This window comes from Streptomyces naganishii JCM 4654, from assembly GCF_014650575.1.
Lineage (GTDB): Bacteria > Actinomycetota > Actinomycetes > Streptomycetales > Streptomycetaceae > Streptomyces > Streptomyces naganishii.
In genome coordinates, this window is record NZ_BMVF01000012.1 from 213,077 (window position 1) to 238,144 (window position 25,068).

Annotated in this window: 27 protein-coding genes and 1 tRNA gene; 17 read left to right on the plus strand and 11 right to left on the minus strand. The window is 71.8% G+C overall.

All coding sequences use genetic code 11. The features are described from left to right. The first annotated feature begins 323 nt into the window (after positions 1–323). From IE217_RS22645 to IE217_RS22670, 6 genes are all read left to right on the plus strand, one after another. Entirely contained in the window at positions 324–761 is a 438-nt protein-coding gene (locus tag IE217_RS22645; protein WP_190179742.1) for a DUF3052 domain-containing protein, read from the plus strand. Positions 762–873: 112 nt separating this feature from the next. Next, a complete protein-coding gene (locus IE217_RS22650; protein ID WP_190179743.1) occupies positions 874–1,332 on the plus strand; it encodes a peroxiredoxin in 459 nt (152 codons plus the stop codon). Positions 1,333–1,445: 113 nt separating this feature from the next. Then, positions 1,446–2,021 carry a TerD family protein gene (locus IE217_RS22655; RefSeq protein ID WP_190179744.1) on the plus strand — a complete coding sequence of 192 codons (576 nt, stop codon included), beginning with the start codon at positions 1,446–1,448 and terminating at the stop codon, positions 2,019–2,021. A gap of 150 nt (positions 2,022–2,171) precedes the next feature. Continuing rightward, positions 2,172–2,750 carry a TerD family protein gene (locus IE217_RS22660; RefSeq protein WP_190179745.1) on the plus strand — a complete coding sequence of 193 codons (579 nt, stop codon included), beginning with the start codon at positions 2,172–2,174 and terminating at the stop codon, positions 2,748–2,750. Between the two features lie 75 nt (positions 2,751–2,825). Further along, positions 2,826–3,971 (plus strand): DUF475 domain-containing protein, encoded by a 1,146-nt coding sequence (locus tag IE217_RS22665; protein ID WP_190179746.1) that lies wholly within the window; start codon positions 2,826–2,828, stop codon positions 3,969–3,971. Between the two features lie 131 nt (positions 3,972–4,102). Next, on the plus strand, positions 4,103–4,837 hold the full coding sequence (locus IE217_RS22670; protein WP_190179747.1) for a TerD family protein: 735 nt from the start codon (positions 4,103–4,105) through the stop codon (positions 4,835–4,837). A 21-nt stretch (positions 4,838–4,858) separates the two neighbouring features. Here the strand turns inward: IE217_RS22670 and IE217_RS22675 are convergent, their stop codons facing one another. Then, positions 4,859–5,713: a TerD family protein gene (locus tag IE217_RS22675; protein ID WP_190179748.1), complete on the minus strand. Its 855-nt coding sequence runs from the start codon at positions 5,711–5,713 to the stop codon at positions 4,859–4,861. Between the two features lie 198 nt (positions 5,714–5,911). Between IE217_RS22675 and IE217_RS22680 the strand changes: the two genes are divergently transcribed. From IE217_RS22680 to IE217_RS22690, 3 genes are read left to right on the plus strand one after another with little or no spacing between them, the layout of a single operon-like run. Further along, the gene (locus IE217_RS22680; protein WP_190179749.1) at positions 5,912–7,078 is read left to right on the plus strand and encodes an HpcH/HpaI aldolase/citrate lyase family protein; all 1,167 of its coding nucleotides are present in this window, start codon (positions 5,912–5,914) and stop codon (positions 7,076–7,078) included. An 8-nt stretch (positions 7,079–7,086) separates the two neighbouring features. Continuing rightward, complete coding sequence (locus IE217_RS22685; protein ID WP_190179750.1) at positions 7,087–9,534, plus strand: phosphoribosyltransferase; 2,448 nt, start codon at positions 7,087–7,089, stop codon at positions 9,532–9,534. Further along, complete coding sequence (locus IE217_RS22690) at positions 9,534–10,358, plus strand: HAD family hydrolase (RefSeq protein WP_190179751.1); 825 nt, start codon at positions 9,534–9,536, stop codon at positions 10,356–10,358. Before IE217_RS22685 ends, IE217_RS22690 begins: the two co-directional genes overlap by 1 nt. 22 nt (positions 10,359–10,380) lie before the next feature. Here the strand turns inward: IE217_RS22690 and IE217_RS22695 are convergent, their stop codons facing one another. Beyond that, on the minus strand, positions 10,381–10,605 hold the full coding sequence (locus IE217_RS22695; RefSeq protein ID WP_190179752.1) for an FmdB family zinc ribbon protein: 225 nt from the start codon (positions 10,603–10,605) through the stop codon (positions 10,381–10,383). A 219-nt stretch (positions 10,606–10,824) separates the two neighbouring features. Between IE217_RS22695 and IE217_RS22700 the strand changes: the two genes are divergently transcribed. The 3 genes from IE217_RS22700 (at position 10,825) to IE217_RS22710 (ending at position 15,963) form a co-directional block, all read left to right on the plus strand. Then, entirely contained in the window at positions 10,825–13,305 is a 2,481-nt protein-coding gene (locus IE217_RS22700) for a transglycosylase domain-containing protein (protein ID WP_373298102.1), read from the plus strand. 66 nt (positions 13,306–13,371) lie between these two features. Beyond that, positions 13,372–14,670 carry a polysaccharide deacetylase family protein gene (locus IE217_RS22705; RefSeq protein WP_190179753.1) on the plus strand — a complete coding sequence of 433 codons (1,299 nt, stop codon included), beginning with the start codon at positions 13,372–13,374 and terminating at the stop codon, positions 14,668–14,670. Between the two features lie 177 nt (positions 14,671–14,847). Continuing rightward, positions 14,848–15,963, plus strand: a complete 1,116-nt coding sequence (locus IE217_RS22710; protein WP_229865511.1) for an amidase domain-containing protein — start codon at positions 14,848–14,850, stop codon at positions 15,961–15,963. A gap of 30 nt (positions 15,964–15,993) precedes the next feature. On the opposite strand, the gene IE217_RS22715 is transcribed toward IE217_RS22710, so the two are convergent. The 6 genes from IE217_RS22715 to IE217_RS22735 all read right to left on the minus strand — a co-directional run bounded on the left by IE217_RS22715 (position 15,994) and on the right by IE217_RS22735 (position 19,303). Then, positions 15,994–17,286 (minus strand): hypothetical protein, encoded by a 1,293-nt coding sequence (locus tag IE217_RS22715; RefSeq protein ID WP_229865500.1) that lies wholly within the window; start codon positions 17,284–17,286, stop codon positions 15,994–15,996. Between the two features lie 13 nt (positions 17,287–17,299). Continuing rightward, a complete protein-coding gene (locus IE217_RS34845) occupies positions 17,300–17,464 on the minus strand; it encodes a hypothetical protein (protein WP_229865502.1) in 165 nt (54 codons plus the stop codon). Between the two features lie 34 nt (positions 17,465–17,498). Further along, positions 17,499–18,233 (minus strand): DUF4097 family beta strand repeat-containing protein, encoded by a 735-nt coding sequence (locus tag IE217_RS22720; RefSeq protein ID WP_229865503.1) that lies wholly within the window; start codon positions 18,231–18,233, stop codon positions 17,499–17,501. A gap of 262 nt (positions 18,234–18,495) precedes the next feature. Continuing rightward, positions 18,496–18,567: transfer RNA gene (locus IE217_RS22725), tRNA-Val, on the minus strand. After that, positions 18,558–18,956: a DUF952 domain-containing protein gene (locus IE217_RS22730; protein WP_190179756.1), complete on the minus strand. Its 399-nt coding sequence runs from the start codon at positions 18,954–18,956 to the stop codon at positions 18,558–18,560. Before IE217_RS22730 ends, IE217_RS22725 begins: the two co-directional genes overlap by 10 nt. Further along, positions 18,953–19,303 carry a DUF8825 domain-containing protein gene (locus IE217_RS22735; protein WP_190179757.1) on the minus strand — a complete coding sequence of 117 codons (351 nt, stop codon included), beginning with the start codon at positions 19,301–19,303 and terminating at the stop codon, positions 18,953–18,955. The genes IE217_RS22730 and IE217_RS22735 overlap by 4 nt, the downstream gene beginning before the upstream one ends. Positions 19,304–19,450: 147 nt before the next feature. On the opposite strand from IE217_RS22735, the gene IE217_RS22740 reads away from it, so the two are divergent. Next, on the plus strand, positions 19,451–19,963 hold the full coding sequence (locus IE217_RS22740; protein WP_229865505.1) for a GNAT family N-acetyltransferase: 513 nt from the start codon (positions 19,451–19,453) through the stop codon (positions 19,961–19,963). A 15-nt stretch (positions 19,964–19,978) separates the two neighbouring features. On the opposite strand, the gene IE217_RS22745 is transcribed toward IE217_RS22740, so the two are convergent. Continuing rightward, positions 19,979–20,749, minus strand: a complete 771-nt coding sequence (locus IE217_RS22745; protein WP_190179759.1) for an MBL fold metallo-hydrolase — start codon at positions 20,747–20,749, stop codon at positions 19,979–19,981. A 64-nt stretch (positions 20,750–20,813) separates the two neighbouring features. Between IE217_RS22745 and IE217_RS22750 the strand changes: the two genes are divergently transcribed. The 4 genes from IE217_RS22750 (at position 20,814) to IE217_RS22765 (ending at position 23,895) form a co-directional block, all read left to right on the plus strand. Then, entirely contained in the window at positions 20,814–21,044 is a 231-nt protein-coding gene (locus IE217_RS22750; protein ID WP_190179760.1) for a DUF2277 domain-containing protein, read from the plus strand. A 176-nt stretch (positions 21,045–21,220) separates the two neighbouring features. Further along, positions 21,221–22,633 carry a condensation domain-containing protein gene (locus IE217_RS22755; protein WP_190179761.1) on the plus strand — a complete coding sequence of 471 codons (1,413 nt, stop codon included), beginning with the start codon at positions 21,221–21,223 and terminating at the stop codon, positions 22,631–22,633. Between the two features lie 175 nt (positions 22,634–22,808). After that, complete coding sequence (locus IE217_RS22760) at positions 22,809–22,961, plus strand: hypothetical protein (protein WP_190179780.1); 153 nt, start codon at positions 22,809–22,811, stop codon at positions 22,959–22,961. Between the two features lie 208 nt (positions 22,962–23,169). Then, positions 23,170–23,895 (plus strand): chaplin, encoded by a 726-nt coding sequence (locus IE217_RS22765; RefSeq protein WP_308432762.1) that lies wholly within the window; start codon positions 23,170–23,172, stop codon positions 23,893–23,895. Between the two features lie 150 nt (positions 23,896–24,045). Here IE217_RS22765 and IE217_RS22770 read toward each other — a convergent pair whose 3' ends face one another. Continuing rightward, a complete protein-coding gene (locus tag IE217_RS22770) occupies positions 24,046–24,681 on the minus strand; it encodes a DedA family protein (protein ID WP_190179763.1) in 636 nt (211 codons plus the stop codon). Positions 24,682–24,850: 169 nt separating this feature from the next. Beyond that, positions 24,851–24,994, minus strand: a complete 144-nt coding sequence (locus IE217_RS22775) for a hypothetical protein (protein WP_373298103.1) — start codon at positions 24,992–24,994, stop codon at positions 24,851–24,853. Between the last annotated feature and the right edge of the window lie 74 nt (positions 24,995–25,068).

Genomic DNA, 25,068 nt, shown 5'->3' on the forward strand with positions numbered 1-25,068 from the left:
CTGTGCCTGCACCGTTCCCCATCGTGTACCTCGGAACAGGCAAAGTCATCTCTACCGAGGGGTAATCGGGGGTACTCGGGACCAATGGCCCTCGTGGCGGCGGTTCCCAAGAGGACAAAGCGGGCAGAAAGGTGTGGTGTGCGTCACCTCTGATCGCGATACCGTGTCAGGAGTTGCGGCGACACAGCCGGGATCGTCACCGTTTCGGCGGTCCGGACCGCCGGGTACTTGCGCGATCGGGCCCGCCCGTGTGGACTACGGCCAATGCTTCGCGCACGCGCGTGGCTGAAGACCCATATCGCAACACCATCAGGAGGCAACCCGTGAGCGCGACCGCGGACCACGCGGAGGAGCGGACTAACCCGGCCGGCAGGCTGGGATTCCAGCCCGGACAGGTGGTCCAGGAGATCGGCTACGACGACGACGTCGACCAGGAGCTCCGCGAGGCCATCGAGGAGGAGATCGGCAGCGAGCTCGTCGACGAGGACTACGACGACGTGGCCGACGCCGCGGTGCTGTGGTTCCGCGACGAGGACGGCGACCTGACGGACGCGCTGGTCGACGCCACCACGTACATCGAGGAGGGCGGCGCCATCCTCCTCCTCACGCCGAAGACCGGCCGTACGGGATACGTGGAGCCGAGCGACATCTCCGAAGCCGCGACGACGGCGGGTCTGTCGGCCAGCAAGAGCGTCAGCGTGGGCAAGGACTGGAGCGGCAGCCGGCTGGCGACGCCCAAGGCGGCCAAGTCCAAGAAGTAGCCGTCCACGCACGACCGGACGGGCCGATTGTCGTCGGCCCGTCCGCGGACCTGCGGTGATCGCTGCGTAGGGTGGTAGCACCCGAACAGCCCCACCGAAGGGAAGCAGAACGATGGCGATCCAGGTCGGAGACAAGGCGCCCGACTTCGAGCTCAAGGACAACCACGGCCGGACCGTGCGGCTGTCCGACTTCCGCGGTGAGAAGAACGTGGTGCTGCTGTTCTACCCGTTCGCCTTCACCGGCGTGTGCACCGGCGAGCTGTGCGCGCTGCGCGACAACCTGCCCCGGTTCGTCAACGACGACACCCAGCTGCTCGCCGTCTCCAACGACTCCGTCCCCACCCTGCGCGTCTTCGCCGAGCAGGAGTGCCTGGAGTACCCCCTGCTGAGCGACTTCTGGCCGCACGGGAACACCTCGCGCGACTACGGCGTCTTCGCCGAGGACAAGGGTTGCGCCGTGCGCGGGACCTTCATCATCGACAAGGAGGGCGTCGTGCGCTGGACCGTGGTCAACGACCTGCCGGACGCCCGTGACCTGAACGAGTACGTGAAGGCGCTCGACACCCTGTGATTCTTCGGCTCCACGCCCTGCGGGGTGCGGGAACCCGTCACTAGGATCGACACGTTGATCCCATATCCGATGCACGACGGGGCTCCCCGCCCCCGGACACCAATGGAGGACTCGTGGGAGTCAGCCTCAGCAAGGGCGGCAACGTATCGCTGACGAAGGAGGCCCCGGGCCTGACCGCGGTCCTCGTCGGCCTGGGCTGGGACGCCCGCACCACCACGGGCACCGACTTCGACCTCGACGCCAGCGCGCTGCTGCTGAACAGTTCCGGCAAGGTCGGCAACGACCAGAACTTCGTCTTCTTCAACAACCTCAAGAGCCCGGACGGCTCCGTGGAGCACACCGGCGACAACCTCACCGGTGAGGGCGAGGGCGACGACGAGGTGATCAAGGTCAACCTCGCGGCGGTCCCCGCGGACGTCGACAAGATCGTCTTCCCGGTCTCGATCTACGAGGCCGAGAACCGCCAGCAGTCCTTCGGCCAGGTCCGCAACGCCTACATCCGCGTGGTGAACCAGGCCGGCGGCGCGGAGATCGCCCGCTACGACCTGAGCGAGGACGCCTCGACCGAGACCGCCATGGTCTTCGGCGAGCTCTACCGCAACGGCGCGGAGTGGAAGTTCCGCGCCATCGGCCAGGGGTACGCCTCGGGCCTGCGCGGCATCGCCCAGGACTTCGGTGTGAACGTCTGAGCCACCCGGCGAAGCCGGCCCGGTCGCACCGTCCGGGCCGAACGCACGACCGTCCGGCGCCGCGCGGGTTTCCGCGCGGCGCCTGGCGGTGCTCCCTCCGGGGGAGCGCAGGACAACCAGAGAAGCACCATCTCGGGGAGGACCAGCATCATGGGCGTCACGCTCGCCAAGGGGGGCAACGTCTCCCTGTCCAAGGCCGCACCCAACCTGACCAACGTCATGGTCGGACTCGGCTGGGACGCGCGCTCCACCACCGGAGCCCCCTTCGACCTGGACGCGAGCGCGCTGCTGTGCGGCGCGGGCAACCGGGTGCTGGGCGACGAGTGGTTCGTCTTCTACAACCAGCTCAAGAGCCCGGACGGCTCGGTGGAGCACACCGGCGACAACCTCACCGGTGAGGGCGAGGGCGACGACGAGTCGATCCTGGTCGACCTCACCAAGGTGCCGCCGCACTGCGAGAAGATCGTCTTCCCGGTCTCCATCCACATGGCCGACGAGCGCGGGCAGACCTTCGGCCAGGTCTCCAACGCCTTCATCCGGGTCGTCAACCAGGCCGACGGCCAGGAGCTCGCCCGCTACGACCTGAGCGAGGACGCCAGCACCGAGACCGCCATGATCTTCGGCGAGCTCTACCGCTACCAGGGCGAATGGAAGTTCCGGGCCGTGGGGCAGGGGTACGCGTCCGGACTGCGGGGTATCGCTCTAGACTTCGGAGTCAACGTTTCGTAAAGCCCAGCGTGGCGCGGGGGACAACCTCCCCCCAGCCCCGCCCGGGGGACCCCCAGCAGACGGATTGGGTAGCCAGTGCTTCTGAAAACCTTCGGCTGGTCGTTCGCGATTACCGCGCTCGGCCTGGCCGCCGCGGTCTTCTACGGGGGGTGGACCGCTTTCGGCATCGTGGCGATCCTGTCCATCCTCGAGATCTCGCTGTCCTTCGACAACGCGGTCGTCAACGCCGGGATCCTGAAGAAGATGACCGCCTTCTGGCAGAAGATCTTCCTCACGGTCGGCGTGCTCATCGCGGTCTTCGGCATGCGGCTGGTCTTCCCCGTCGTGATCGTCGCCATCAGCGCCAAGATGGGGCCGGTCCAGGCCGTCGACCTCGCGCTCAACAACAAGGACCGCTACCAGCAGCTGGTGACCGACGCCCATCCGGCGATCGCCGCCTTCGGTGGCATGTTCCTGCTGATGATCTTCCTCGACTTCATCTTCGAGGACCGGGACATCCAGTGGCTGCACTGGATCGAGCGGCCGCTGGCCAAGCTCGGCAAGGTCGACATGCTGTCGGTCTGCATCTCCCTGGTCGTCCTGCTGATCACCTCCTTCACCTTCGCCACCCACGCCCACCAGCACGGCGGCGCGCACGCCGACAAGGCGCAGACGGTGCTGATCGCCGGCATCGCCGGCCTGATCACCTACATGGTCGTCGGCGGCCTGTCCGGCTACTTCGAGGACAGGCTCGAGGAAGAGGAGGAGCGCGAGCACGAGGAGGAGGAAGAGGCCGCGCGCACCGGGCGTAAACGCTCGGCGGCCGTCCTGGTCGGCAAGGCCGCGTTCTTCATGTTCCTCTACCTCGAGGTCCTGGACGCGTCCTTCTCCTTCGACGGCGTGATCGGCGCCTTCGCCATCACCAACGACATCGTCCTGATGGCCCTCGGCCTCGGCATCGGCGCCATGTACGTCCGTTCGCTCACGGTCTACCTGGTCCGCCAGGGCACCCTCGACGACTACGTCTACCTGGAGCACGGCGCGCACTACGCCATCGGCGCCCTGGCCGTGATCCTCATGGTCACCATCCAATACCAGATCAACGAGGTCATCACGGGCCTGGTCGGCGTCGTCCTGATCGCCTGGTCCTTCTGGTCCTCGGTGCGCCGCAACCGCGCGCTCGCGGCCGCCGAGGAGGCCGCGGGCTCGGAGGCCAAGACGGAAGTGTCCTCCAAGGTGTGACGCCCCCCGGGGCGAGGAACGCTCTGAGCGGGGCGGCCCAGCGGGAGGGACGGCGAGCCGCCGTCCGTGCCCCGGGCCGCCCCGCGGCATGTGTGCGGGGCAGCGGGTGTGGTCGAGCGTAGGGGCGGGAGATGGGCTTTTTCGACGGACTGCTGGGCGGGCGCGCACACGACTTCGACTCGGGCAGCGCCGCGAGCAACGCGATCGAGCTGACCAAGCGGCACCACCAGGTGTCGCTGACCAAGCAGGGCGCGGCCACCGGGCATCTGCGCATCAACCTGACCTGGCGGATGCGCACCTCCGACATCGGCGGCGCCACCCGGGAGAGCCTGCTGCGCCACCCCTTCAGGGCGCTCAAGCCGCCGGAGGTGATGGGCCACAGCCAGTCCATGGTCAACGTCGACCTCGACCTCGGCTGCCTGTACGAGCTGGCCGACGGCACCAAGGGCGTGGTCCAGCCGCTCGGCGGCTTCCTCGGGGACGTCAACGCCCCGCCGTACGTGAAGCTCAGCGGCGACGACCGGTTCGGCTCGGCCTCCGGTGAGACGATCTACGTCAACCTCGACCACCGCGACGACATCAAGCGCCTGCTGGTCTTCGTCTACATCTACGACCAGACCCCGGCCTTCGACCGCACCCACGCGATCGTCACGCTCTACCCGAGCAACGGCCCGCGCATCGAGATCGGCCTCGACGAGCGCCATCCGCAGGCCCGCTCCTGCGCGGTCGTCCTGATCGAGAACGTCAAGGGCGAACTGGTCGTGCGCCGCGAGGTCAAGTTCGTCTACGGCTTCCAGTCGGAACTGGACCGGCTGTACGGCTGGGGACTGCAGTGGGGCCGCGGCTACAAGACCGCCGACCGGTGAGCCGGGCGGCCCGGTGCCGGGTTACCGCCCGATGAACTGCGGACCCTGCGGCGGCAGCCGGAACTCCGGGTCGGGCGCGGGTCCCACGGGCGGCGGGTAGCCGTACCCCGTCTGCGGATAGCCGTACGCCGGCTGGCCGGACGGATACGGGTACCCGTAGGCCGGCTGGGCCGTCACGGCGGCGGGCTGGACCGGCTGCGGCACCGGCTGCACGGGCAGCTCCGGGGGCAGCGGCTGGGCCGTCGTGGGCGCCGCGTCCGGCGCGGTGGACCCGGGTGCCGTCGCCGGCGGCGCGGACGGCTCCCCGGCCCCCTCGGCGCCCTCCGCCTCCTCCGACTCGTCCACCGAGATGCCGAAGTCGGTCGCGAGGCCCTTCAGGCCGTTGGAGTAGCCCTCGCCGAGCGCCCGGAACTTCCAGCCCTCCCCGCGCCGGTACAGCTCCCCGCAGATCAGGGCCGTCTCCTGGCCGGTCTCCGGCTTGATGTCGAAGTGGGCGAGCGGCTCGCCGTCGGCGACGGCCGCGTCGTACAGCGCGATCCGCAGGTCCCGTACGCGGTCGAAGGTCACGCCGTCCGCCGAGGCGACCAGCAGGATCCGGCCGACCCCCGGCTCCAGGCCCGAAAGGTCGGCCTGGACGGTGTCGGTCAGGCCGTCCGCGACCCGCTTCTTGCCCAGCCGCCAGACCTTCCCGGAGGGATGCCGGGGCTGGTTGTAGAAGACGAAGTCCTCGTCGGAGCGCACACGGCCGTCGGGGCCGAGCAGCAGCGCGGAGGCGTCGACGTCGGGGACCTGCTGCCCGGGCGTCCAGCGCAGCACGGCCCGTACCGTGGCGGCCTCCAGCGGGACGTTGGATCCCTTCAGCATCGCGTGCGTCATGCGGTCATCCTGCCTTCTCGGTCCTGGTCACGACAATGCGGGTGGTGGGGGAACGGAGGGAGTCCGACAGGTGCCGACACGGCCGGGTTACCAGAAGTTCATGCCCGGAGGGAACTTCTGACCGGGAATTGTACGTACTATTACCGGCCACCCTTTCCAGAATCCGACCGGCCGCTCGCGTCGCAACGGGGGAGCTATATGCGTCATTTCGGGCACCTCGCTCCTGAGGTGCGGCAGCGACTGTTCCACCGGGAGCCGTGCGAGTTCACCGCGGACTCCCCGGCCCGGCTCCTCTCCGCGGCCCTGGGCGCCACGCTGTACAGCCCGGCCACCCGGCCCCGCCTCGCCGACGACATCGTCAAGCGGGCCCGGAGCGGCGTGGTCTCCATGGTGCTGTGCCTGGAGGACTCCATCGACGACGCGGACGTGGCCGCCGGCGAGGCCAACCTCGTCGACCAGTTCGCCGACCTGGCCGCCCGCCCGGGCGCCGGACTCCCGCTGCTGTTCATCCGGGTCCGCGTCCCCGGGCAGATACCCGACCTGGTGCGCCGCCTCGGACCCGCCGTGCGGCTGCTGTCCGGCTTCGTGCTGCCCAAGTTCACCGCGGAGCGCGGACTGCCGTTCCTGGAGGCCGTCGAGGCCGCGGAGGCGGCCAGCGGGCGGCGGCTGTTCGCCATGCCGGTGCTGGAGTCGCCCGAGCTGCTCTACCGCGAGTCGCGGGTGGAGACGCTGGAGGGCATCTTCCGCGCGGTCGACAAGCACCGGGAGCGGGTGCTCGCCCTGCGCCTGGGCGTCACCGACTTCTGCTCCTCCTACGGGCTGCGCCGTGCCCCCGACATGACCGCCTACGACGTCCAGGTCGTCGCCTCCGTGATCGCCGACGTGGTGAACATGCTGGCCCGCGCGGACGGCACCGGCTTCACCGTGACCGGTCCGGTCTGGGAGTACTTCCGCATGCCGGAGCGGATGTTCAAGCCGCAGCTGCGGCAGAGCCCCTTCCTGCAGGTGCAGGCCGTGGAGCTGCGCGAGAGACTGATCGAGCACGCGATGGACGGGCTGCTGCGGGAGATCTCCCTCGACCACGCCAACGGCCTGCTCGGCAAGACCTGCATCCACCCCTCCCACGTCCTGCCGGTGCACGCGCTGTCGGTCGTCAGCCACGAGGAGTTCAGCGACGCGGCGGACATCCTCAGACCCGAGCGGGGCGGCGGGGGCGTGCTGAGATCGGCGTACACCAACAAGATGAACGAGGTGAAGCCGCACCGCGCCTGGGCCGAGCGGACCCTGCAGCGCGCCGAGGTCTTCGGCGTCGCCCGGGAGGACGTCGGTTTCGTGGAGCTGCTCGCCGCCGCCATCCCCAGCTGAAGGAACGCATGAACAAGGCAGTCAACGACGCGGTCTGGTCCGGCACCTGGGTCGCCGAGCGGCTCGGGGTCGAGCTGCGGGGCGACGAGGAGCTGACGGGCCTGCTGGGCCTCGCGCTGCGCCGCAACCCCAAGCGCGCGCACCTGCTCGTGTCCAACGTGCTCGGCAAGCACGTACCGCAGTCGCCCTCGGTGGTGTACGGGCACGGGTTCGCGCTGGGCCGCCGGGTGCGGGACCTGCTGGGCCCGGCCGAGGCCGCCGAGGCGGTCGTCCTGGGGTACGCGGAGACCGCGACCGGCCTCGGCCACTCGGTGGCCGACGGTCTGGGCACCGCCTGCTGCCTGCACTCCACCCGCCGCCCGGTCGCCGGGGTCGCGCGGGCCGGCGGCTTCGAGGAGTCCCACTCGCACGCCACCTCCCACCTGCTGCTGCCCGAGGACCCGGCGCTGCTCGCCGGGGACGGCCCGCTGGTCCTGGTGGACGACGAGTTCTCCACCGGCAACACCGTCCTGAACACCATCCGCGACCTGCACGCCCGCCATCCGCGCCGGCGGTACGTCGTGGTCGCCCTCGTCGACATGCGCTCCCCGGCCGACGCCGGCCGCCTGCACGGCCTCGCCCGCGAGATCGGTGCCCGCGTCGACCTGGTCGCCGCCGCCTCGGGCACGGTCGAGCTGCCCGAGCACGTCCTGGAGAAGGGCCGCGAACTCGTCGCCCGCTACGAGCGGCCGGCCGTCCCCGCCCAGCGCGCCCGCGGCCGGATCACCCGGGTCGCCCTCCGCTGGCCCCGGGGCCTCCCGGACGGCGGACGGCACGGGTTCACGCCCGCCCACCGCGACCGCCTGGAGCGCGCGCTGCCCGCCATGGCCGCCCGGCTCGCCGAGGCGCTGCCCCAGGGCGCCCGCCGGGTGCTGGTGCTCGGCTTCGAGGAGCTGATGTACGCCCCGCTGCGGCTGGCCCGGGAGCTGGAGCACGTCACCGCCGCCGAGGTGCGCTACTCCACCACCACCCGCTCGCCCGTCCTCGCCGTCGACGACCCCGGCTACGCCATCCGCACCCGCCTGGTCTTCCCCGCCCACGACGACCCGGCCGACGGGCCCGGCGAGCGGTACGCGTACAACGTCGCCGGCGCCGGCTTCGACGCGATCGTCGCCGTGGTCGACTCCGTCGCCGACACGCCCGGGCTGCACGCGCCCGACGGGCTGCTCGCGCAGCTCGCCGCGCACACCCCGCACGTCCTGCTCGCGGTCGTGCCCTCGTACGTCCCCGCCCGCCCGCACGCCCACGAAAGGCCCCCCATGCTGCCCGAGCCCCTGCGCGGCCCCGCCTTCTCCTCGTACGCGCCGCAGGAGGTCGGCTGGCTGCTGCGGGACCTGTCGGAGGTGACGCTGGAGGCGCCGACCGAGGAGCGCGAGGAGGCGATCCAGAGCGGCGGCGCGCACTACGCCGAGTCGCTGCCGGTGGAGTACCAGCCCAGCGAGCAGTACCAGCGGTTGTTCCACGCGGCCCTGGAGGTCTCCGCCGCCCGGATCGCCCACGCCGTCGGCGTGGTCACCGAGACGGTCCTCACCGAGCGGACACCGGCCCCGGTACTGGTCTCGCTGGCCCGCGCGGGCACCCCGGTCGGCGTGCTGATGCGCCGCTGGGCCCGTTTCCGCCACGGCCGCGAACTGCCGCACTACGCCGTGTCGATCGTGCGCGGCCGCGGCATCGACGCCAACGCGCTGCGCTGGCTGGCCGCCCACCACGATCCCGCCGACGTCGTCTTCGTCGACGGCTGGACCGGCAAGGGCGCCATCACCCGCGAACTGGCCGACGCGATCGCCCGGTTCGAGCGGGAGGAGGGCGTCACCGGCTTCGACCCGGAGATCGCGGTGCTCGCCGACCCGGGGTCCTGCGTGCGCACCTACGGCACCCGCGAGGACTTCCTCATCCCCTCGGCCTGCCTCAACTCCACCGTCTCCGGCCTGATCTCGCGCACGGTGCTGCGCGCCGACCTGGTCGGGCCGCACGACTTCCACGGCGCGAAGTTCTACCGCGAGCTGGCCGGCTCCGACCTGTCGAACGTCTTCCTCGACGCGGTCGGCGCGCGCTTCGCCGAGGTCGCCGACTCCGTCGACATGGCGGTCAAGGAGCTGCTGTCCGCCGACCGCACGCCCACCTGGGAGGGCTGGGCGGCCGTGGAGCGCATCAGCGAGGAGTACGGCATCCACGACGTGAACCTGGTCAAGCCGGGCGTCGGCGAGACCACGCGCGTGCTGCTGCGCCGGGTGCCGTGGCGGATCCTCGCCCGTGCGGGGGCGGGTGCCGACCTGGATCACGTGCGCCTGCTGGCCGAGCAGAGAGGGGTCCCGGTCGAGGAGGTGGACGAACTGCCGTACACCTGCGTGGGGCTGATCCATCCGCGCTTCACGCGCGGGGCGACCGGCGCGGACGGCCGGGCGGTGAACCACTGATGCCGGTGCTGGTGGCCAGCGACCTCGACCGTACGCTCATCTACTCCGCCGCCGCGCTGGCGCTGACCATGCCGGACGCGCGGGCGCCCAGGCTGCTGTGCGTGGAGGTGCACGAGAGCCGGCCGCTGTCCTACATGACGGAGACGGCGGCCCAGAAACTCGCCGACCTCGCCGACACGGCGGTGTTCGTGCCCACCACGACCCGCACGCGCAAGCAGTACCTGCGCATCAACCTGCCGGGCCCCACGCCCGCGTACGCGATCTGCGCCAACGGCGGCCATCTGCTCGTGGACGGGGTGTCCGACCCCGACTGGCACCGGCGGGTCACCGCACGGCTGGCCGGCGAGTGCGCGCCGCTGGCGCAGGTGCAGGAGCATCTGCTGCGCACCGCCGACCCGGTGTGGGTGCGCAAGCACCGCAGCGCCGAGGACCTGTTCGCCTACCTGGTGGTGGAGCGCGAACTGCTCCCCGACGACTGGGTGAAGGAGCTCGGCGCGTGGGCGGAGAACCTGGGCTGGACGGTGTCGCTCCAGGGCCGCAAGGTCTACGCGGTGCCCAAGCCGCTCACCAAGAGCGCCGCGGTCCACGAGGTGGCCCGGCGCACCGGCGCGGACCTCGTCCTGGGCGCCGGCGACTCGCTGCTCGACGCCGACCTGCTGCTCGCCGTGGACCGGGGCTGGCGTCCCGCCCACGGCGAACTGGCCGAGACGGGCTGGACGGCCCCCGGCATCACCGCCCTCCCGGAGCGCGGGGTGCTCGCCGGCGAGCGGATCGTCCGCGAATTCCTGCGCACCGCCCGGGGAACGGCCGACGGAGCCCCGTAGCCCGTAGGGAGCGCCGGGCGGGTCAGCCGCAGCAGCCGCCTCCGCAGCAGCCGCCCCCACCGCCCGAGGCGCCCCGGGGCGCGGAGGACGGGGCGCTCGCGGAGCCGCCGACCGCCACCGTGGACAGCAGCTTGACCGTGTCGTCGTGGCCCGCGGGGCAGGTGGCGGGGGCGGAGGACTCCGCCATCGGACGGCTCAGTTCGAACGTGTCACCGCAACTGCGGCACCGGTACTCGTAGCGAGGCATGGCCCCAGGTTAACCGGCGTGACGTGGCACACAGAGCTCTGCGTTTCTCATGTGTTGGTTTCTGTCCCGTTATTGTGCGGAGGAATTGAAAAGACGGCTGATAATTTTATAGCGCCGCGAGGGCCGCGAGGCGGCTGGGAACCAGGGGGCTGGCGGCCGCGACCGCGGCGGCTGTGTCGACCCGCGCAGGCAACACGGAGTGCGGAGGGAGACGCAGTCGTGACCGAGGCAGGGCAGGGGGAGGGCCTCCCGGAGGAGGCCCAAGGGCCCCGCGAGCGCCGCCCGGCGCCCAGGCGCGCACCCGACACCGGTCCGCCACGCGCGGACGAGACCATGCAGCTCAACGTCGACGCCCTGCGGGAGCGCAACCGCGAGCTGACCCGCGACCAGGACCGTGACGGGGACCGGGCCGAGCGGCAGGCCGCCGACGCCCCGCCGCGCGCGGACGAGACGATGCAGCTCAACGTCGACGCGCTGCGCAAGCAGCGCGAGGCCGCCAGGACGGGCGAGCCGGGCGGCGACCCGGAGCCGACCATGCAGTTGCGCGTCTTCCGGCCGAAGTCCGGGCCGAGGCCCGGGGGCACGGGCGCCGGCCGGCCGGCCGGCCGCCGGGGCCGCCGCAAGCCGCGCAGCCGCCCCGCCCTGCCCCCGCGGCTCGCCCGGCTCACCGCCGCCACCGCGAGCCGCCTCTCCCCGCTGCTGAGCCGCCTCGCGCCCCTGGCCACCCTCCTCGCGCCCTACGCCCGCAAGCTGAAACCGGTCTACCCGCGCCCCGGCCGCACCGGCTGGCGCCGCTGGATGCCCTCCTGGCGGCAGTGGACAGGCGCCGTCTTCTCGGCCTTCGGCCTCACCGGCCTGTTCCTGGTCGTCGCCTACGCCGCCACGGACATACCGTCCAACCTCAACACGTACGCCACCCAGCAGGACAACGTGTACTTCTGGTCGGACGGCACCCCGATGGCCCGCACCGGCTGGGTGCAGCGCCAGGCCATGCCGCTGAAGGACATACCCGAGGACGTCCGCTGGGCCGTCCTCGCCGCCGAGAACGAGAGCTTCTACAGCGACCCCGGCATCTCCTTCAAGGGCATCAGCCGCGCCCTGTGGCGCACGGTCGGCAAGGGCGACACCCAGGGCGGCTCCACCATCACCCAGCAGTACGTCAAGAACGTCTACCTGACCCAGAACCAGACGGTGAGCCGCAAGTTCACCGAGGCGATGATCGCCCTCAAGCTCGACAACCGGATGAGCAAGGACAAGATCCTCGAGGGCTACCTCAACACCAGCTGGTTCGGCCGCGGCACCTACGGCATCCAGCGCGCCGCCCAGGCCTACTACGGCAAGGACGTCAGCCAGCTCAACGCGAGCGAGGCCGCCTTCCTCGCCTCCCTGCTCAAGGGCGCCGGCCTGTACGACCCCACGCTCAACCAGGCCAACCACCACCGCGCCGAGGAGCGCTGGAAGTGGATCCTCGACCGCATGGTCAAGATCGGCAAGCTGTCGCCGGCCGAGCGCGCCAAGTTCAGGACCTTCCCCGAGCCGCTCAAGCGCAACCCGCTCTACGACACCGGCCAGCAGAGCGACTACCTGGTCGAACTCGCCTCCCAGTACGCCAAGAAGGCCGGGAACATCTCCGACCGGGACTTCGACATGGGCGGCTACCAGATCTACACGACCTTCGACCGCGAGCGCGAGAGCACCCTCACCGACGCCGTCACCAAGGCCCGCAAGAGGGCCAGGTCCACCGACGCGGCCGCCGCGAAGACCGCGCACTACGGGGCCGCCTCGGTGGCCGCCGACGGCCGCATCCTCGCCGTCTACGGCGGCCCCGACCACCGCACCCAGGGCTACAACGAGTCCAACGCCTCCACCGTGCCCGCCGGTTCGGCGTTCCAGCCCTTCGTGTACGCGGCCGGGCTCGAGTCCGGCGTCACCAAGCGCCGCGGCGCCGCCCGCGAGCCGGTCACCCCCGAGACGCTCTACAACGGCGACGACGCCGTTCCCGTCACCACCCCCGAGGGCCCCTACTGGGACCGCAGCGGCCGCAAGGTCGCCGCCCACAACGACGGCAAGAAGTCCTGGGGGCGGATCAGCCTGCGCAAGGCGCTCGCCGAGTCCGTGAACACCCCGTTCATGCAGCTCGGCATGGACACCGGCCTGGACAAGGTCAAACAGACCGCCATCGCGGCAGGACTGCTGCCCTCCACCATGGGCCCGCAGGTCCCCGCGCTGTCCCTGGGCAGCTCCACCCCCAGCGCCATCCGCATGGCCAACGGCTACGCCACCTTCGCCGCCGGCGGCATGCACACCGAGCCGTACTCGGTGCGCCGCATCACCCGCAACGGCTCCACCGTGCGCCTGGACGACCCGGCCCGCGAACGCGCGGTCACCGCCCAGGTGGCGCAGCAGGTCACCGAGGCCCTCGGCGACGCCTTCCGCGGCGCCCACCCGGCCGCCGTGCCCGCCGCGAACTCCGTACCCACGGCCACCGCCCCCACCGTGGCGGGCAAGGCCGGCACCACCGAGGACGACACGGCCGCCTGGTACGTCGGCACCGCCAGGTCGGTGTCCACGGCCGTCGTGGTCTACCGCATGGATCTCGCCAAGAGCCTCGAACCGCTCCCGCTGAAGGGACTGGCCGGCGCCGGCCCCGACAACGTTCCCTACGGCATCTGGGCCCGCGCCATGGACCCACTCGGCTGACCGAAGGCGGCCCGGGGCCGCACCGCACCCGCACCCGCACCGACCACCACCCAATGTGAGCCGCCCATGAAGCCGACACCCGGCCGCCGACGCAAGGCCCGCGCGCGCCGCCACACCACCCGCCCCGAGTTCGTGACCCTGGCCGCCCTCCTGGTCGTCGCGTCCGTCGTGGCGGGCTTCCTGGCGCTGACCCGCCCCGACTCCACCGCGCCGACCGCCTCCGCCGGGTCCAAGGGCGGCGCCAAGAGCGGCGCCAAGGACCCCGGCGCCGCGGCCACCGCCGAGCCCAAGTGGGACGGCAGGACCCAGGTGCTCGGCGACGGCTCCACCTCGTACACGGGGCCGCAGAAGGGCGAGTTGAAGCCCGTACCCCTCAAACCGGGCGAGAAGCCCCCGCAGTTCGTGGTCTTCTCCTGGGACGGCGCCCTCGAGGGCAGCGACCACCTGTTCTCGCACTACCGGGAGCTGGCCAGGGAGTACAACGCCCACATGACCTTCTTCCTCACGGGCATCTACCTGCTGCCCAAGGACAAGAAGACCCTCTACCACCCGCCCATGCACTCCCCGGGCGCCGCCGCCATCGACTACGCCACCGACGAGCACATACGCGACACCCTGGGGCAGCTCCGCCTCGCCTACGAGCAGGGCAACGAGATAGGCACCCACTTCAACGGCCACTTCTGCGGCGCCAAGGGCGGCGGCGACTGGAGCGTCGAGGAGTGGAAGAGCGAGATCGACCAGTTCTACTCGTTCGTGGAGAAGTGGAAGACCAACACCGGCTTCACCGACATCCCCCCGCTGCCCTTCGACTTCCGCAAGGAGGTCACCGGCGGACGCGCCCCCTGCCTCGAGGGACAGCCCAACCTCCTGAAGGCCATCAAGAGTTACGGCTGGCGCTACGACGCCTCCTCGCCGGGCGACTTCCAGATCTGGCCCGCCAAGAAGAACGGCATCTGGGACTTCCCGCTGCAGATGCTCCCTTACGAGGACGGCAAGTACCAGGGCCTGTCCATGGACTTCAACTTCCTCTACAACCAGTCCGGCGGCGAGACCAAGGGCGACCCCGCCAAGTACCCCCAGTGGGAACAGCAGACCGTCGCCTCCTACATGGCCGGCTTCAACCGCGCCTACTACGGCAGCCGCGCGCCCCTGTTCATCGGCAACCACTTCGAGGACTGGAACGGCGGCATCTACATGAAGTCCATCGACCAGGTCATCAAGAACGTCTGCACCAAAAAGGGCGTCAAGTGCGTGTCGTTCAAGGAGCTCGCCGACTGGATGGACGTGCAGAAGCCCGAGACGCTCCAGGCCCTGCGCGGACTCGACCCGGCGCAGTCACCGGACTGGTCCACGGTGGTCAAGTGACGCCTTTAACCACCTGATTCCACTTCTGCACACCCTCTTCACAACCGGGGCTCCCGTCGTGGGAGGATGCCAACTGCCCGGTAGGTGTACCGGCGTAGAGGGGAACGAAGATTGAAATCAAGAAAACTGAGCCGTAAGCGGCGCCGCGTCACCATAGTGTCGGCGGCCGCCGCCTCCCTGGTGGCCGGCGTGGCCCTCGTGCCCAACTGGAGCGCGGGCGCGGCCGTCACCGATGACCCGACGGTGGACGCGGCGACCAAGGCCACCTTCCAGAAGCTGGCCGACGCGGTCTTCACCGACCGCACCCAGGCCCTGGTCGACGACGGCAGCGGGAAGAAGGACCGGCACCGGCACACCTCCGGCTTCTCCGGCAAGGTGCGGCTGTCCGGCACCCAGACCCGCCAGGAGAGCTCCGCGCTCACCCAGCTGCGCGGCCGCAAGTCCCGTCTCGCCCAGCTCGGCGAGAAGTACAGCGCGGGCAGCACCACCGTCACGCTGGACGCCACCCAGGTCAAGGGCCGCAACGCCAAGGTCGCCGTCACCGAGAGCACGACCCTGACCTACGAGAAGGTCCGCGGCAACGAGCCCAAGACCACCGGGTTCCAGGCCCACCACGAGCTGTCGTTCAGGGCCGACGACCACGGCAACTGGCAGCTCACCGGCATCCGCGACACCGACGACGGCGTGGCCGTCAACCAGGTCGCCGCGCCGAAGCCGGCCGTCGCCGCCACCGGCAACGACGACAACCCGCCGGAGGCACCCCGCGCGTCCACCGCGCGCTACGCCCCCGCGAACGCGAAGAACACCACTTCCGGCACGTACGACTACAAGGCCATGGTCGCGTACGCGCAGAAGTACTGGAACAACTACAACCCGGACTACCCGGACTTCAACGGGCAGGGAGCCGGCGGCGACTGCACCAACTTCGTCAGCCAGACCCTGAAGGCCGGCGGCTGGAAGCACGTGCCCGGCTACACGTACGACTTCCACAAGTGGTTCGGCAACGCCGACATCCAGTCCGACTCGTTCGTCGGCGTGAACGAGTTCTCCTGGTTCGCCCTGTCCTCCAAGCGAGTCACCCCGCTCGCCTACGTCTACCAGGCGGACATCGGCGACGTGATCCAGATGGACTTCAACAGGGACGGGTCCAAGGACCACACCATGATCGTCACGTACCGCAGCCCGCAGGGCGTGCCGTACGTGTCGTACCACTCCACCAACACCTACAACAGGTCGGTGGCGAGCCTCATCGCGTCGTACCCGAACGCCGCGTACTACGCCTACCGCACCTGACGCGGACACCGGCGAGCGGGGAGCGGGCCCTCAGTGACCGGCTCCCCGCTCCTCGCGGATCCGCGTCACCACCCGGGCCGCCGTCTCCCGCACCGCACCGGTCTCCGTCAGGAAACTCCAGTAGTCCGGGTGGCGGCCCTCCAGGGCGGCGACCGCTCGCTCCAGCCGCGCCACCGCCTCGTCCAGCGGACGGGCATGGCGCGGATCCGGCGTCGTACGGCCCGTCATCGCCAGCCGCTGCGCGTCGCGCACCGCGAACCGCGTCCGCTCGATCTCCGCCTGCGGATCCTTCTGCACCGCGTTCAGCCGCGCCAGCCGGTCACCGGCCGCCGACACCGCCTCGTCCGTCGAGTTCAGCAGCGCCCGCACCGTCGACAGCAGCGCCGTCGCGTCCGCCCAGCGCTGCGCGTCCCGGGCGGCCTGCGCGTCCCTCAGCTTCGCCTCCGCCTGCCGCACACTCTGCGCGGCCTGCTCCGGCACCTGCTGCAGATCCTGCCAGCACGCGGCCGTGAACCGCCGCCGCAGCTCACTGAGGACCGGCTCCACCTGCCCCGCCCGCGTGGTCAGCGCCTGCGCCCTGGTCCGCAGCGACACCAGCCGGTGATCGACCTCCGCCGCCCGCTCCGGCAGCCGCGCGGCCTCCGCCCGCACCGCCTCCGCCTCCCGCGCCACCCGCTCGGCGCGCTCCAGCGTCGGCCGCGCGCCGTGCCGCGCCGCGCCCTGGTTCAGCATCGTCAGCTCCGGCGCGAGCGCCGCGAGCCGGGCCGCCAGATCGTCCGCCCGCAGCCCCGAACCCCGCGCCGTGTCCAGCGCGCCGCTCGCCGCGCGCAGCGCCTGACGCGCCCGCTCCACGGCCGGCGCCAGCCGCGCCAGCTCGGTCTCCGCCTTGCCCAGCAACGGGGCCAGACCGCTGCTGAAACGGTCCAGCTCACGCCGGACGTTCTCCAGCTCGTCCTTCGCCCGCGTCAGCTCCGTGCGCGAGCGCGCCGCCGCCGCCGCGTCCAGGTCGTCCCGGTCCAGGTCCCGCGCGTCCACCGCCTGGATGTAGCCCTGGCTCACCTCGTCGATGCGCCGGCCCAGCGCCTCGAAGTCCGCCAGCGCGCGCCGCGCGGCGGGGGAGTCGTCCACCGCCGCGATCGTCTCCATCGAGATCCGCAGATCGCGCTGGGCGGTGTCCAGCTCGTAGAACGCGGCCGCCGCCGCGTCCTTCGCCGCCTGCGCCTGCGCCCGCTCACTCTCCGCCCGGCCGCCGAACCAGCGCCGCGTGCCGCCCCCGGCGAACGCGGCGGGCAGCGCGAGCGCCACCAGCACGGGCAGGCCCATCAGCGCCAGGACGTCACGCGCGGGACGAGCGCCGCGCGTCCGGGGGCGGGGCCGGGGCCGCCGTGCGAACGGCGAGTGCGGCTGCCGAGGTGTCGCCGATGCCGCGCGGATCGCCGAAGTCGCCGGTGTGGCCGTCACATCCCTCTCCCGTACCGTGGTCCGCCTGCGTGGAGTTCATTCTCCCACCCGTACAGGACGAACACACGGGCCGGTCAGTTCACCGTACGCACCGTGACCGCACCGTCGTCCGTGCGCGCCGACACCACATGGGCGCTGGAGTCGTCGCGCGGCACCGAAACGTTCACCGAGCCGTCGCCCGTGCTCGTCGTCACCCTGTACGACGCGTGCGGCAGCGCCAGGCTCACGGAACCGTCGGAGGACCGCGTGTCCACCAGGTCCGGCACCGCACCCAGCTCCAGCCGCACCGACCCGTCCACGGTGGTCGCCCGCACCCGCCGCGAGGACACCTCCGCGCGCACCGAGCCGTCCTGCGAGCGCAGCTCAAGCGGGCCGGTGGAGTCGGTGACGTGCACCGACCCGTCGGCCGTACGCACGCTCAGCGCGTCCCTGAACCCCCGCGCCACCACGCTCCCGTCCTCGTCCTCCACCTTCACCACGACCCCGCGCGGGACCTCGATACGGTGCTTGGCCGAGCAGTCGGCCACGATCCCCGAGCACTTCACCCGCAGCACCAGCCGGTCGTCCTTCATCGCCCAGGTCACCTTGGGATCGCCCCCGACGACCACCGACCCCTGGAACCACCGGGTCACCGCGACGCTCCCCGCCTTGTTCCCGTCGGCCGCGACGATCTCCAGCGCCGAGTCGTCCGAGTCCACGGTCAGCGTGTGCCCCCGCAGGGCGAACGCCCGGTGCTCGGGATGCCTGTCGTCCCCGGCGGAAGCCCCGCACCCGGCAACCGTGGCCACCAGCACCCCGGCCAGTGCCACACCCCCGAAAACCTGTCCCGCGCTACGCCGCCCCACGACAACCTCCCCGTCCACCGGACCGCTCCGGCCCCGCGCACGGGCCACTGCGGCCCGCACACCAACGACCCTAGGAACCAGCCCGCCGGGGGAGAATCCGGCCCACTACCGGGTCGGGGGTGGGGGTAGCCCCCGGGCGGGCGGCACGGCCGGGCCCGTGGCACGACGAAGGCCCAGGCGGCGGTGCGTCCCGCGGCCTGGGCCTGGTGTTCGTCCTTGCTGTCGGTGGGCGCGGACGGTTTCGAACCGCCGACATCCTGCTTGTAAGGCAGGCGCTCTACCCCTGAGCTACGCACCCGGGTCGAGCCGACAGCCTACCTTGCCCGGGGGAGTGTCCCGCAAACCCGTTGCCCGGTTCCGCTCGTCGAAGCAGACCTCCTTGACGCTGGTCACGGCGTCGCGGTCGAGGGGGCCGTGGACGTGGGGGAAGGGGGTGCCCGTGGGGACGCCGGGGGGTGGGGCCGGGGCGGCCCGTTCCCATTTCAGCGGGGCGGTGAGGCGGGACTCGTCCAGGACGAGGGCCAGGAGGGGGCGGGGGGCGGTGCGGTAGAAGGCGTTGACGACCGCGAGGGTGGTCGGCTCGTCCGGGGAGCAGTGCACGAAGCCGTCGTCCGCGAGGGACGCGGGGGCGTAGGGGCGGTCGGGGTCGGCGGTCCACTCGGCGAGCGGTACCACGTGGTAGATCATGCGTCCTCGTCCTTGCTCTCCGGCGCCTCGTGGGCGTGCTTCAGCCGGCTGCGGGCGTCGATGCCGTCCGGGCCGGTGAACTGCGCCCAGTATCGGTGCGTGGTGACGAACACCGCGAGTTCGTGCTCCCGGCGGCGGAGTTTTTCCACCTCGGCCTGCTCGTCGGCGGTCCAGCCCGGTGAGGCCGGGCGCTCCACCTTGCGCCAGCCGCCGTCGTCGCTGAAGCCGTCGAGCGGTACGACCGCCCAGGGCAGCCGCTTGAGCAGGGCCGACAGCTCGGCCCGGACCTGATGCAGCTCCTCCTGACCGGCGAGGAGGTCACTCGGGAAGTCATAGGACGTAGCCACGGCCCAATGGTACGCCTGTTCGATTTTGGGGCGCGACTCGCTTCGACGGGTTCGTGTGTTCGAGGGGGACGCCCCATGGATCGTGCGCGGGCCCCGCCTGCCCCGCGTGCTCCTCGCGTTGTCAGACCCCTGCTCTACGGTGACGGCATGGATGAGGTGGCGGAGCGTGACGTACGGCTGGAGCCCTGGGCGGAGGGCGACTTCTGGCTGCTCGAGCTGCACAACAGCCCGGAGATGACCGCCCACCTGGGCGGTCCGGAGACCGAGGAGCAGCTGGTGGCGCGGCACCGGCGGTATCTGGACCTGAGCGCGGGCCGGATGTACCGGGTGGTGCTCGCGGGCGACGGGCAGACCGCCGGGTCCACCGGGTTCTGGGAGCGCGAGTGGCGCGGCGGGACCGTGTGGGAGACCGGGTGGGCGATATCGCCCGCCTTCCAGGGGCGGGGGCTGGCCGTCCGGGCGGCCCGGGCACTCGTGGCCGAGGCGCGGGCCGCCGGCGGGCACCGGTACCTGCACGCGTATCCGGGCGCCGGGCACGCCGCCTCCAACGCGGTGTGCCGGCGGGCCGGGTTCACCCTGCTCGGGCCGGTCGACTTCGAGTATCCGAAGGGGCACTGGATGACGTCGAACGACTGGCGGATCGACCTCGCGGGCCGCTGAGCCGACGGGCCGGGTTCACAGGGTGACGGACGCACCCGGCGACAGCAGGTGCAGGCGGTCGGTGAGCGACGCCTCGGCGAACGCCTTCGCCAGGCTCGCGCCGTCCTCGGTGAAGTGCGCCCAGTGCTCGAAGTGCAGGGGGACGACCTGGCGGGCGCCGAGGATCCGGGCCGCCTCGGCGGCCTGCTCGCTGGTGAGGGTCAGCGGGGCGTCCGGGACGAGCGGGGTGCGGGCGGCGCCGGCGAACAGCAGGGCGACGTCGAACGGGCCCTCGCGGCCGGCGATCTCGCGGACCAGGCCGAGGGAGGCGTTGTCGCCGCTGACGTAGATCTTCGGCAGCCCGTCGCCGGACAGGACGAAGCCGGTGACCTCGCCGACGAGGGGTTCGGATCCCGGCGGGCCGTGCAGCGCGGGGACGGCGGTGACCCGCAGGGCGCCGCCGGCGGGGAGGGGGAGTTCGGCGCGCTCCCAGGGGGCCAGGGCGCGGACGGGGCCGCCGAGGCGGGACGCGGCGGCGGGCGTGGAGAGGACGAGAGGGGCGTGCTGGAGGTACGTACGGCCGGAGCGGTCGAGGTTGTCGGGGTGCTGGTCGTGGGAGAGGAGTACGGCGTCGACCGCGCCCACGTCGGTGGGCGGCAGGGCCGGGCCGGCCGTCTTGACCAGTTCGCGCGAGCCGATCGGGTAGGCGCCGGGGGCGTCGAAGGTCGGGTCGGTGAGCAGGCGCAGCCCGGCCAGCTCGAGGACGGCGGTGGGGCCGCCGAGGTAGGTGACGTGCACTGGGGTCATGGCCGGTGCAAGAGGAACCGGAGCGGAGCTATTCCCTCCGGGGAGGACGGGAGAGACTGGGGACATGTGCCGGAGCATCAAGACACTGCGTCCGCCCGCGTTGCCCGAGGAGGCGACCGAGGAGGAGATCCGGGCGGCGGCGCTGCAGTTCGTGCGGAAGGTCTCGGGCTTCCGCGCGCCCGCCGCGCACAACCAGGAGGTCTTCGACCACGCCGTGGAGGTGATCGCGGGCGCCACCGCGGAACTGCTGGACGGGCTGGAGGTGCGGGGCCGGGCCGGGCGGACGGCGAACTGACCGGCGGGAGCCGGAAGATCACCACCGGAGGGCGGCCGCGGCGGCACGAGCCGGGCGGGCCGCTTCCCCGTTCGAGGTGTCACACATCCCGCTGAAAAGCCGACGACACAGCGACCGTCGCACGCTTACGGCCCCCTCGTCATCAAGCTGGTGTCTTCTGCGAAGGAGACGCCACCGTGCGAGTTTCTGACATCCAGCGCTGCGAGATCCGGCCCGGACGGCTCGTCGAGTGGAGGTTCAGCCCGGCGACCGTCGCGGCCGCGGCGGCGCTGCCGCCGGACCCGAGGCCACCGGCGTACATCCAGGAGTCGCACATCAGGACGGCCCGCTCGGTGCGGCGGGACGGACTCTTCGTGCCGACCTGGCTCGGCGCGGCCTTCGACCTGCCGGGCAGAGCCGACCTCGACGCACTGGAACGGGCGTTGCGCGGCTGGACGCTGCGGCACGAGACGCTGCGCAGCGGCTTCCGGTGGGCCGGTGACGACATGCACCGGTTCACGCTGGACGAGGACGACGTGGCGCTGCGCCGGGAGGTGGTCGGCGACTTCACCGACCCGGGAGCGCTGGCCCGGTACCTGCAGGACCGGTTCGACGCCGCCGCGGACGCGCTCGAGTGGCCGAACCTCATCTACGCGGCGGTCGTCCGCGACGACTCCACCAGTGTGTACCTGGCCTTCGACCACACCAATGTCGACGCCTATTCCATCCAGCGCATCCCGCGGGAGATCTCCGCGCGGTACACGGCGGACGTCACGGGAGAGCCGGTCAGCAGCCCGCCCGCGGGCAGTTACGTCGACTTCTGCGAGCAGGAGCGGGCGAACGCGGACGGCATCGGCGACACCCACGCGATCGTCGCGCGCTGGCGGGAGTTCATCGCCCGGTGCCACGGGAGGCTCCCGGAGTTCCCCGTCGACCTCGGCCTGCGCCCCGGCGGGAAGCTGCCCACCCAGAAGCTTCTGTGCGAGCCGCTGGTCGACGCGGACGCGGCCGCCGCGTTCGAGGCGCACTGCCGGCCCTACGGCGGCAGCCTGGTGGGCATCCTGGCCGCGACCAGCCTGATCGTCCACGAACTCGGCGGGCAGCCGGTCTACCGCACGGTCGTGCCGTTCCACACCCGGCTGAAGTCCGCCTGGTCGGACTCCGTGGGCTGGTACGTCGGCGGCGCCCCGATCGAGGTGCCCGCGGTGCCGGACCTGGACAGCGCGATGAGTACGGTCCGCGCCGAGCTGCGGGCCAACCGCACGCTGGCGCGCATTCCGCTGGCCCGCGTACTGCGGCTGCTCGGCACGGACTTCCGTCCGACCTCGCCCGACCTGTATTCGATCATCTCGTACGTGGACGCCCGGTCCATTCCCGGCTCCGCCGACTGGGCCGAGCAGAAGGCGTACGGGCTGATGCGGGTGTCGTACGGCGACCAGTTGTGCGCCTGGGTCAACCGGCTGAACGAAGGGCTGTGGTTCGCCTGCCGCTACCCGGACACCGGCATCGCGTACAAGAACGTGCGGCAGTACGTCGAACGACTGCGGGACCTGATCCTCTCCGTGCCCGCCCGCGATCACTCCCGGCTCGTGGAGCCGGCGTTCTCCTGACCCGGCCTCGGCCCGATTGGCAGATGTTGGGTAATTCATCATGCTCCGCTGCCAGTTGGCATCCAACGGGTGATCTGCGCGGCGATGTCCCCCTCAGGAGGGATGCCCGATGCGGGACCACAGCGTGACTACTGTTAGCTTCTGCTCAATCGCGACGAGCGATCAACTCCGCTGTATGGTCGGTGATGCCCCAGGTCATGCCGCAGGTCGCCCCACAGGTGGCCGTGCCACCGGGCTGGCGGGCAACCTGCTCAACGGAGAGGGCGACCCCGGCGCCCAGCAGAGCCACCTCGGTTCGACCATGGGCTGCAACAACGCGGCGTTCTGAGCGCCCGGCCCGTGGGGCGAGGCACAGGACGCCCGGCCACTACGACTGCCAGTACCAGTAGCAGTACCAAGTAAGTACCGGAAGAGATGTGGCGGACCGTCAAATCTCTTCACCTTGTGAGTGTTCGACCTGACGTGGGTGAGTGCCCGCGACGCGTCTGAAGGGCAGGGAACCCATGAAGCGGTCTACCCGAAACAGTGTGATTGCCATGGCCGTCGCCTCCGGTGCGATGGCGGTCGGGGGGACGGCGTACGCCGACTCCGCCGCGGACGGTGCCGCGAGCGGTTCGCCCGGGGTTCTCTCCGGCAACAGCATCCAGGTGCCGGTGGACGTCCCCGTGAACGTGTGCGGGAACACCGTCAACCTGGTCGGGCTGCTCAACCCCGCCATGGGCAACAGCTGCGCCAACCACGGTGCCCCGGTCGCCAGCAGCGCGGGCTCCACGACGTCGGGTGGGGCCACGGCCGCCGGCGTCACGCACGACTCGCCGGGCGTTCTCTCCGGCGACGGCCTCCAGCTTCCGGTCCACCTGCCCGTGAACCTCAGCGGCAACAGCGTGAACGCGGTGGGTGTCGGCAACCCCGTCTTCGGCAACGAGTCCGTCACCGGCCCGCAGACCGGCCCGCAGACCGGCCCGCAGACCGGCCCGCAGACCGGCCCGCAGACCGGCCCGCAGACCGGCCCGCAGACCGGCCCGCAGACCGGCCCGCAGACCGGCCCGCACACCGGCCCGGTCTCCGAGCCACGGGCGCACACCCGGCCCGCCACCCAGGTCCACCGGTCCACGGTGGTCGGGCAGCGGACCGCCCCCACCCTCGCGCACACCGGAGCGGACATGCCCTGGGCGCCGGCGGCCGCGAGCCTGATCTCACTGACGGCAGGGGCGGTGCTGTACCGCCGCTTCCGCCCGAGGGTGTCCGACCACTGGGCCTGACGCCGGCCGTGTCCTGATCGGGTCGTGCCCGCAAGGGGCGAGGAGCCGCGCCGATGCGCGGCTCCGTCGCGCGGGCGCGGCCGGAGGACGGCGCTGCCGCGGACGCTTGACGAGCGGTGATCCCCCTGGGCGGCCCGGCGCCCGCCCGCGCTAGGCCCCCTCCGGGGCGCCAGGAGTGCGGCGCATGAGGTACGCGGCTCCCGCGCCCGCCGCGAACAGGGCCCCCACCGACACGCCCGTCGCCAGCCAGGCCGCGCCCAGCCAGCGGGTGCCGTAGTAGCCGAGGGCCGCGCTGTAGGCGGCCCAGGACAGGCCGGCCAGCGCGGACCAGGGCAGGAACTCGCGTACGCGTCGGTGGGTGGCGCCCGCGCCGAAGGAGACGACCGAGCGTCCGGCGGGGGCGAAGCGGGCCAGTACGACCAGTGCGCCGCCGCCCCGGGACAGGGCCGCGCCGAGTCGTTCCTGCGCCGTGCTCAGCCGGCGGGAGCGGGAGATCGCGCGGTCCAGCCGCTCGCCGCCGCGCCGGGCCACCCGGTAGGCGACGAGGTCTCCGAGCACCGAGGCCGTGGCCGCGCACAGGATCAGCGCGAGGATGTCGGGGACGCCGTGGGGGACCTGGCCGGTGGCCGCGCCGGTGCCGGCGGCCGCGGCCGTGGCCGCGGTGACGACGAGTACGCCGCTCGGCAGCACCGGCAGGAACACGTCGAGCAGGACGGACACCGCCACCACGACGTAGATCCAAGGAGTGGCGGTGAGCGACCCCACCTTCGCCACACTCTCCAGCACCGCGTACTCCCCTGACTCCCCCCCCGTGGGCCGACCGTGCCGCGACGTCGCGGGGGAGCGGCAGGGGCGGCTGGTGAACAGCCATACAGCGTACGCGGCGAGAGTGACAGAAGGTGCACCGGGGGCTCAAGTGTTCGTCACCGCCCCCGGTGCGGCAGTACGGGGTGGATCAGGCGGTCACGGGCGTCCGCTGTTCGGCCGCACCGCCGCGCGCGGCCGTGCGCCGGGCGGAGACTCTGGCCAGCAGCCCGTCGAGGCCGAAGGCGCCGTGGCCGGTGAAGACCAGCAGCAGGAAGGCCCAGCAGAACAGCACCGACAGCTCGCCGCCTGTCCTGTCTCAGCTAAGTCCGGGCACCTTGGGCCCTCCACCTGGGGCGCCCGGAGAAC

What these genes read in the sequence shown, in the direction of transcription:
- IE217_RS22650 (WP_190179743.1), top strand. Translation starts at nt 874, where the DNA reads ATGGCGATCCAGGTCGGAGACAAGGCGCCCGACTTCGAGCTCAAGGAC.
- IE217_RS22660 (WP_190179745.1), top strand. Translation starts at nt 2,172, where the DNA reads ATGGGCGTCACGCTCGCCAAGGGGGGCAACGTCTCCCTGTCCAAGGCC.
- IE217_RS22670 (WP_190179747.1), top strand. Translation starts at nt 4,103, where the DNA reads ATGGGCTTTTTCGACGGACTGCTGGGCGGGCGCGCACACGACTTCGAC.
- IE217_RS22675 (WP_190179748.1), bottom strand. Translation starts at nt 5,713, where the DNA reads ATGACGCACGCGATGCTGAAGGGATCCAACGTCCCGCTGGAGGCCGCC.
- IE217_RS22680 (WP_190179749.1), top strand. Translation starts at nt 5,912, where the DNA reads ATGCGTCATTTCGGGCACCTCGCTCCTGAGGTGCGGCAGCGACTGTTC.
- IE217_RS22685 (WP_190179750.1), top strand. Translation starts at nt 7,087, where the DNA reads ATGAACAAGGCAGTCAACGACGCGGTCTGGTCCGGCACCTGGGTCGCC.
- IE217_RS22690 (WP_190179751.1), top strand. Translation starts at nt 9,534, where the DNA reads ATGCCGGTGCTGGTGGCCAGCGACCTCGACCGTACGCTCATCTACTCC.
- IE217_RS22695 (WP_190179752.1), bottom strand. Translation starts at nt 10,605, where the DNA reads ATGCCTCGCTACGAGTACCGGTGCCGCAGTTGCGGTGACACGTTCGAA.
- IE217_RS22705 (WP_190179753.1), top strand. Translation starts at nt 13,372, where the DNA reads ATGAAGCCGACACCCGGCCGCCGACGCAAGGCCCGCGCGCGCCGCCAC.
- IE217_RS22715 (WP_229865500.1), bottom strand. Translation starts at nt 17,286, where the DNA reads ATGGGCCTGCCCGTGCTGGTGGCGCTCGCGCTGCCCGCCGCGTTCGCC.
- IE217_RS34845 (WP_229865502.1), bottom strand. Translation starts at nt 17,464, where the DNA reads ATGAACTCCACGCAGGCGGACCACGGTACGGGAGAGGGATGTGACGGC.
- IE217_RS22730 (WP_190179756.1), bottom strand. Translation starts at nt 18,956, where the DNA reads ATGATCTACCACGTGGTACCGCTCGCCGAGTGGACCGCCGACCCCGAC.
- IE217_RS22740 (WP_229865505.1), top strand. Translation starts at nt 19,451, where the DNA reads ATGGATGAGGTGGCGGAGCGTGACGTACGGCTGGAGCCCTGGGCGGAG.
- IE217_RS22745 (WP_190179759.1), bottom strand. Translation starts at nt 20,749, where the DNA reads ATGACCCCAGTGCACGTCACCTACCTCGGCGGCCCCACCGCCGTCCTC.
- IE217_RS22750 (WP_190179760.1), top strand. Translation starts at nt 20,814, where the DNA reads ATGTGCCGGAGCATCAAGACACTGCGTCCGCCCGCGTTGCCCGAGGAG.
- IE217_RS22760 (WP_190179780.1), top strand. Translation starts at nt 22,809, where the DNA reads ATGGTCGGTGATGCCCCAGGTCATGCCGCAGGTCGCCCCACAGGTGGC.
- IE217_RS22765 (WP_308432762.1), top strand. Translation starts at nt 23,170, where the DNA reads ATGGCCGTCGCCTCCGGTGCGATGGCGGTCGGGGGGACGGCGTACGCC.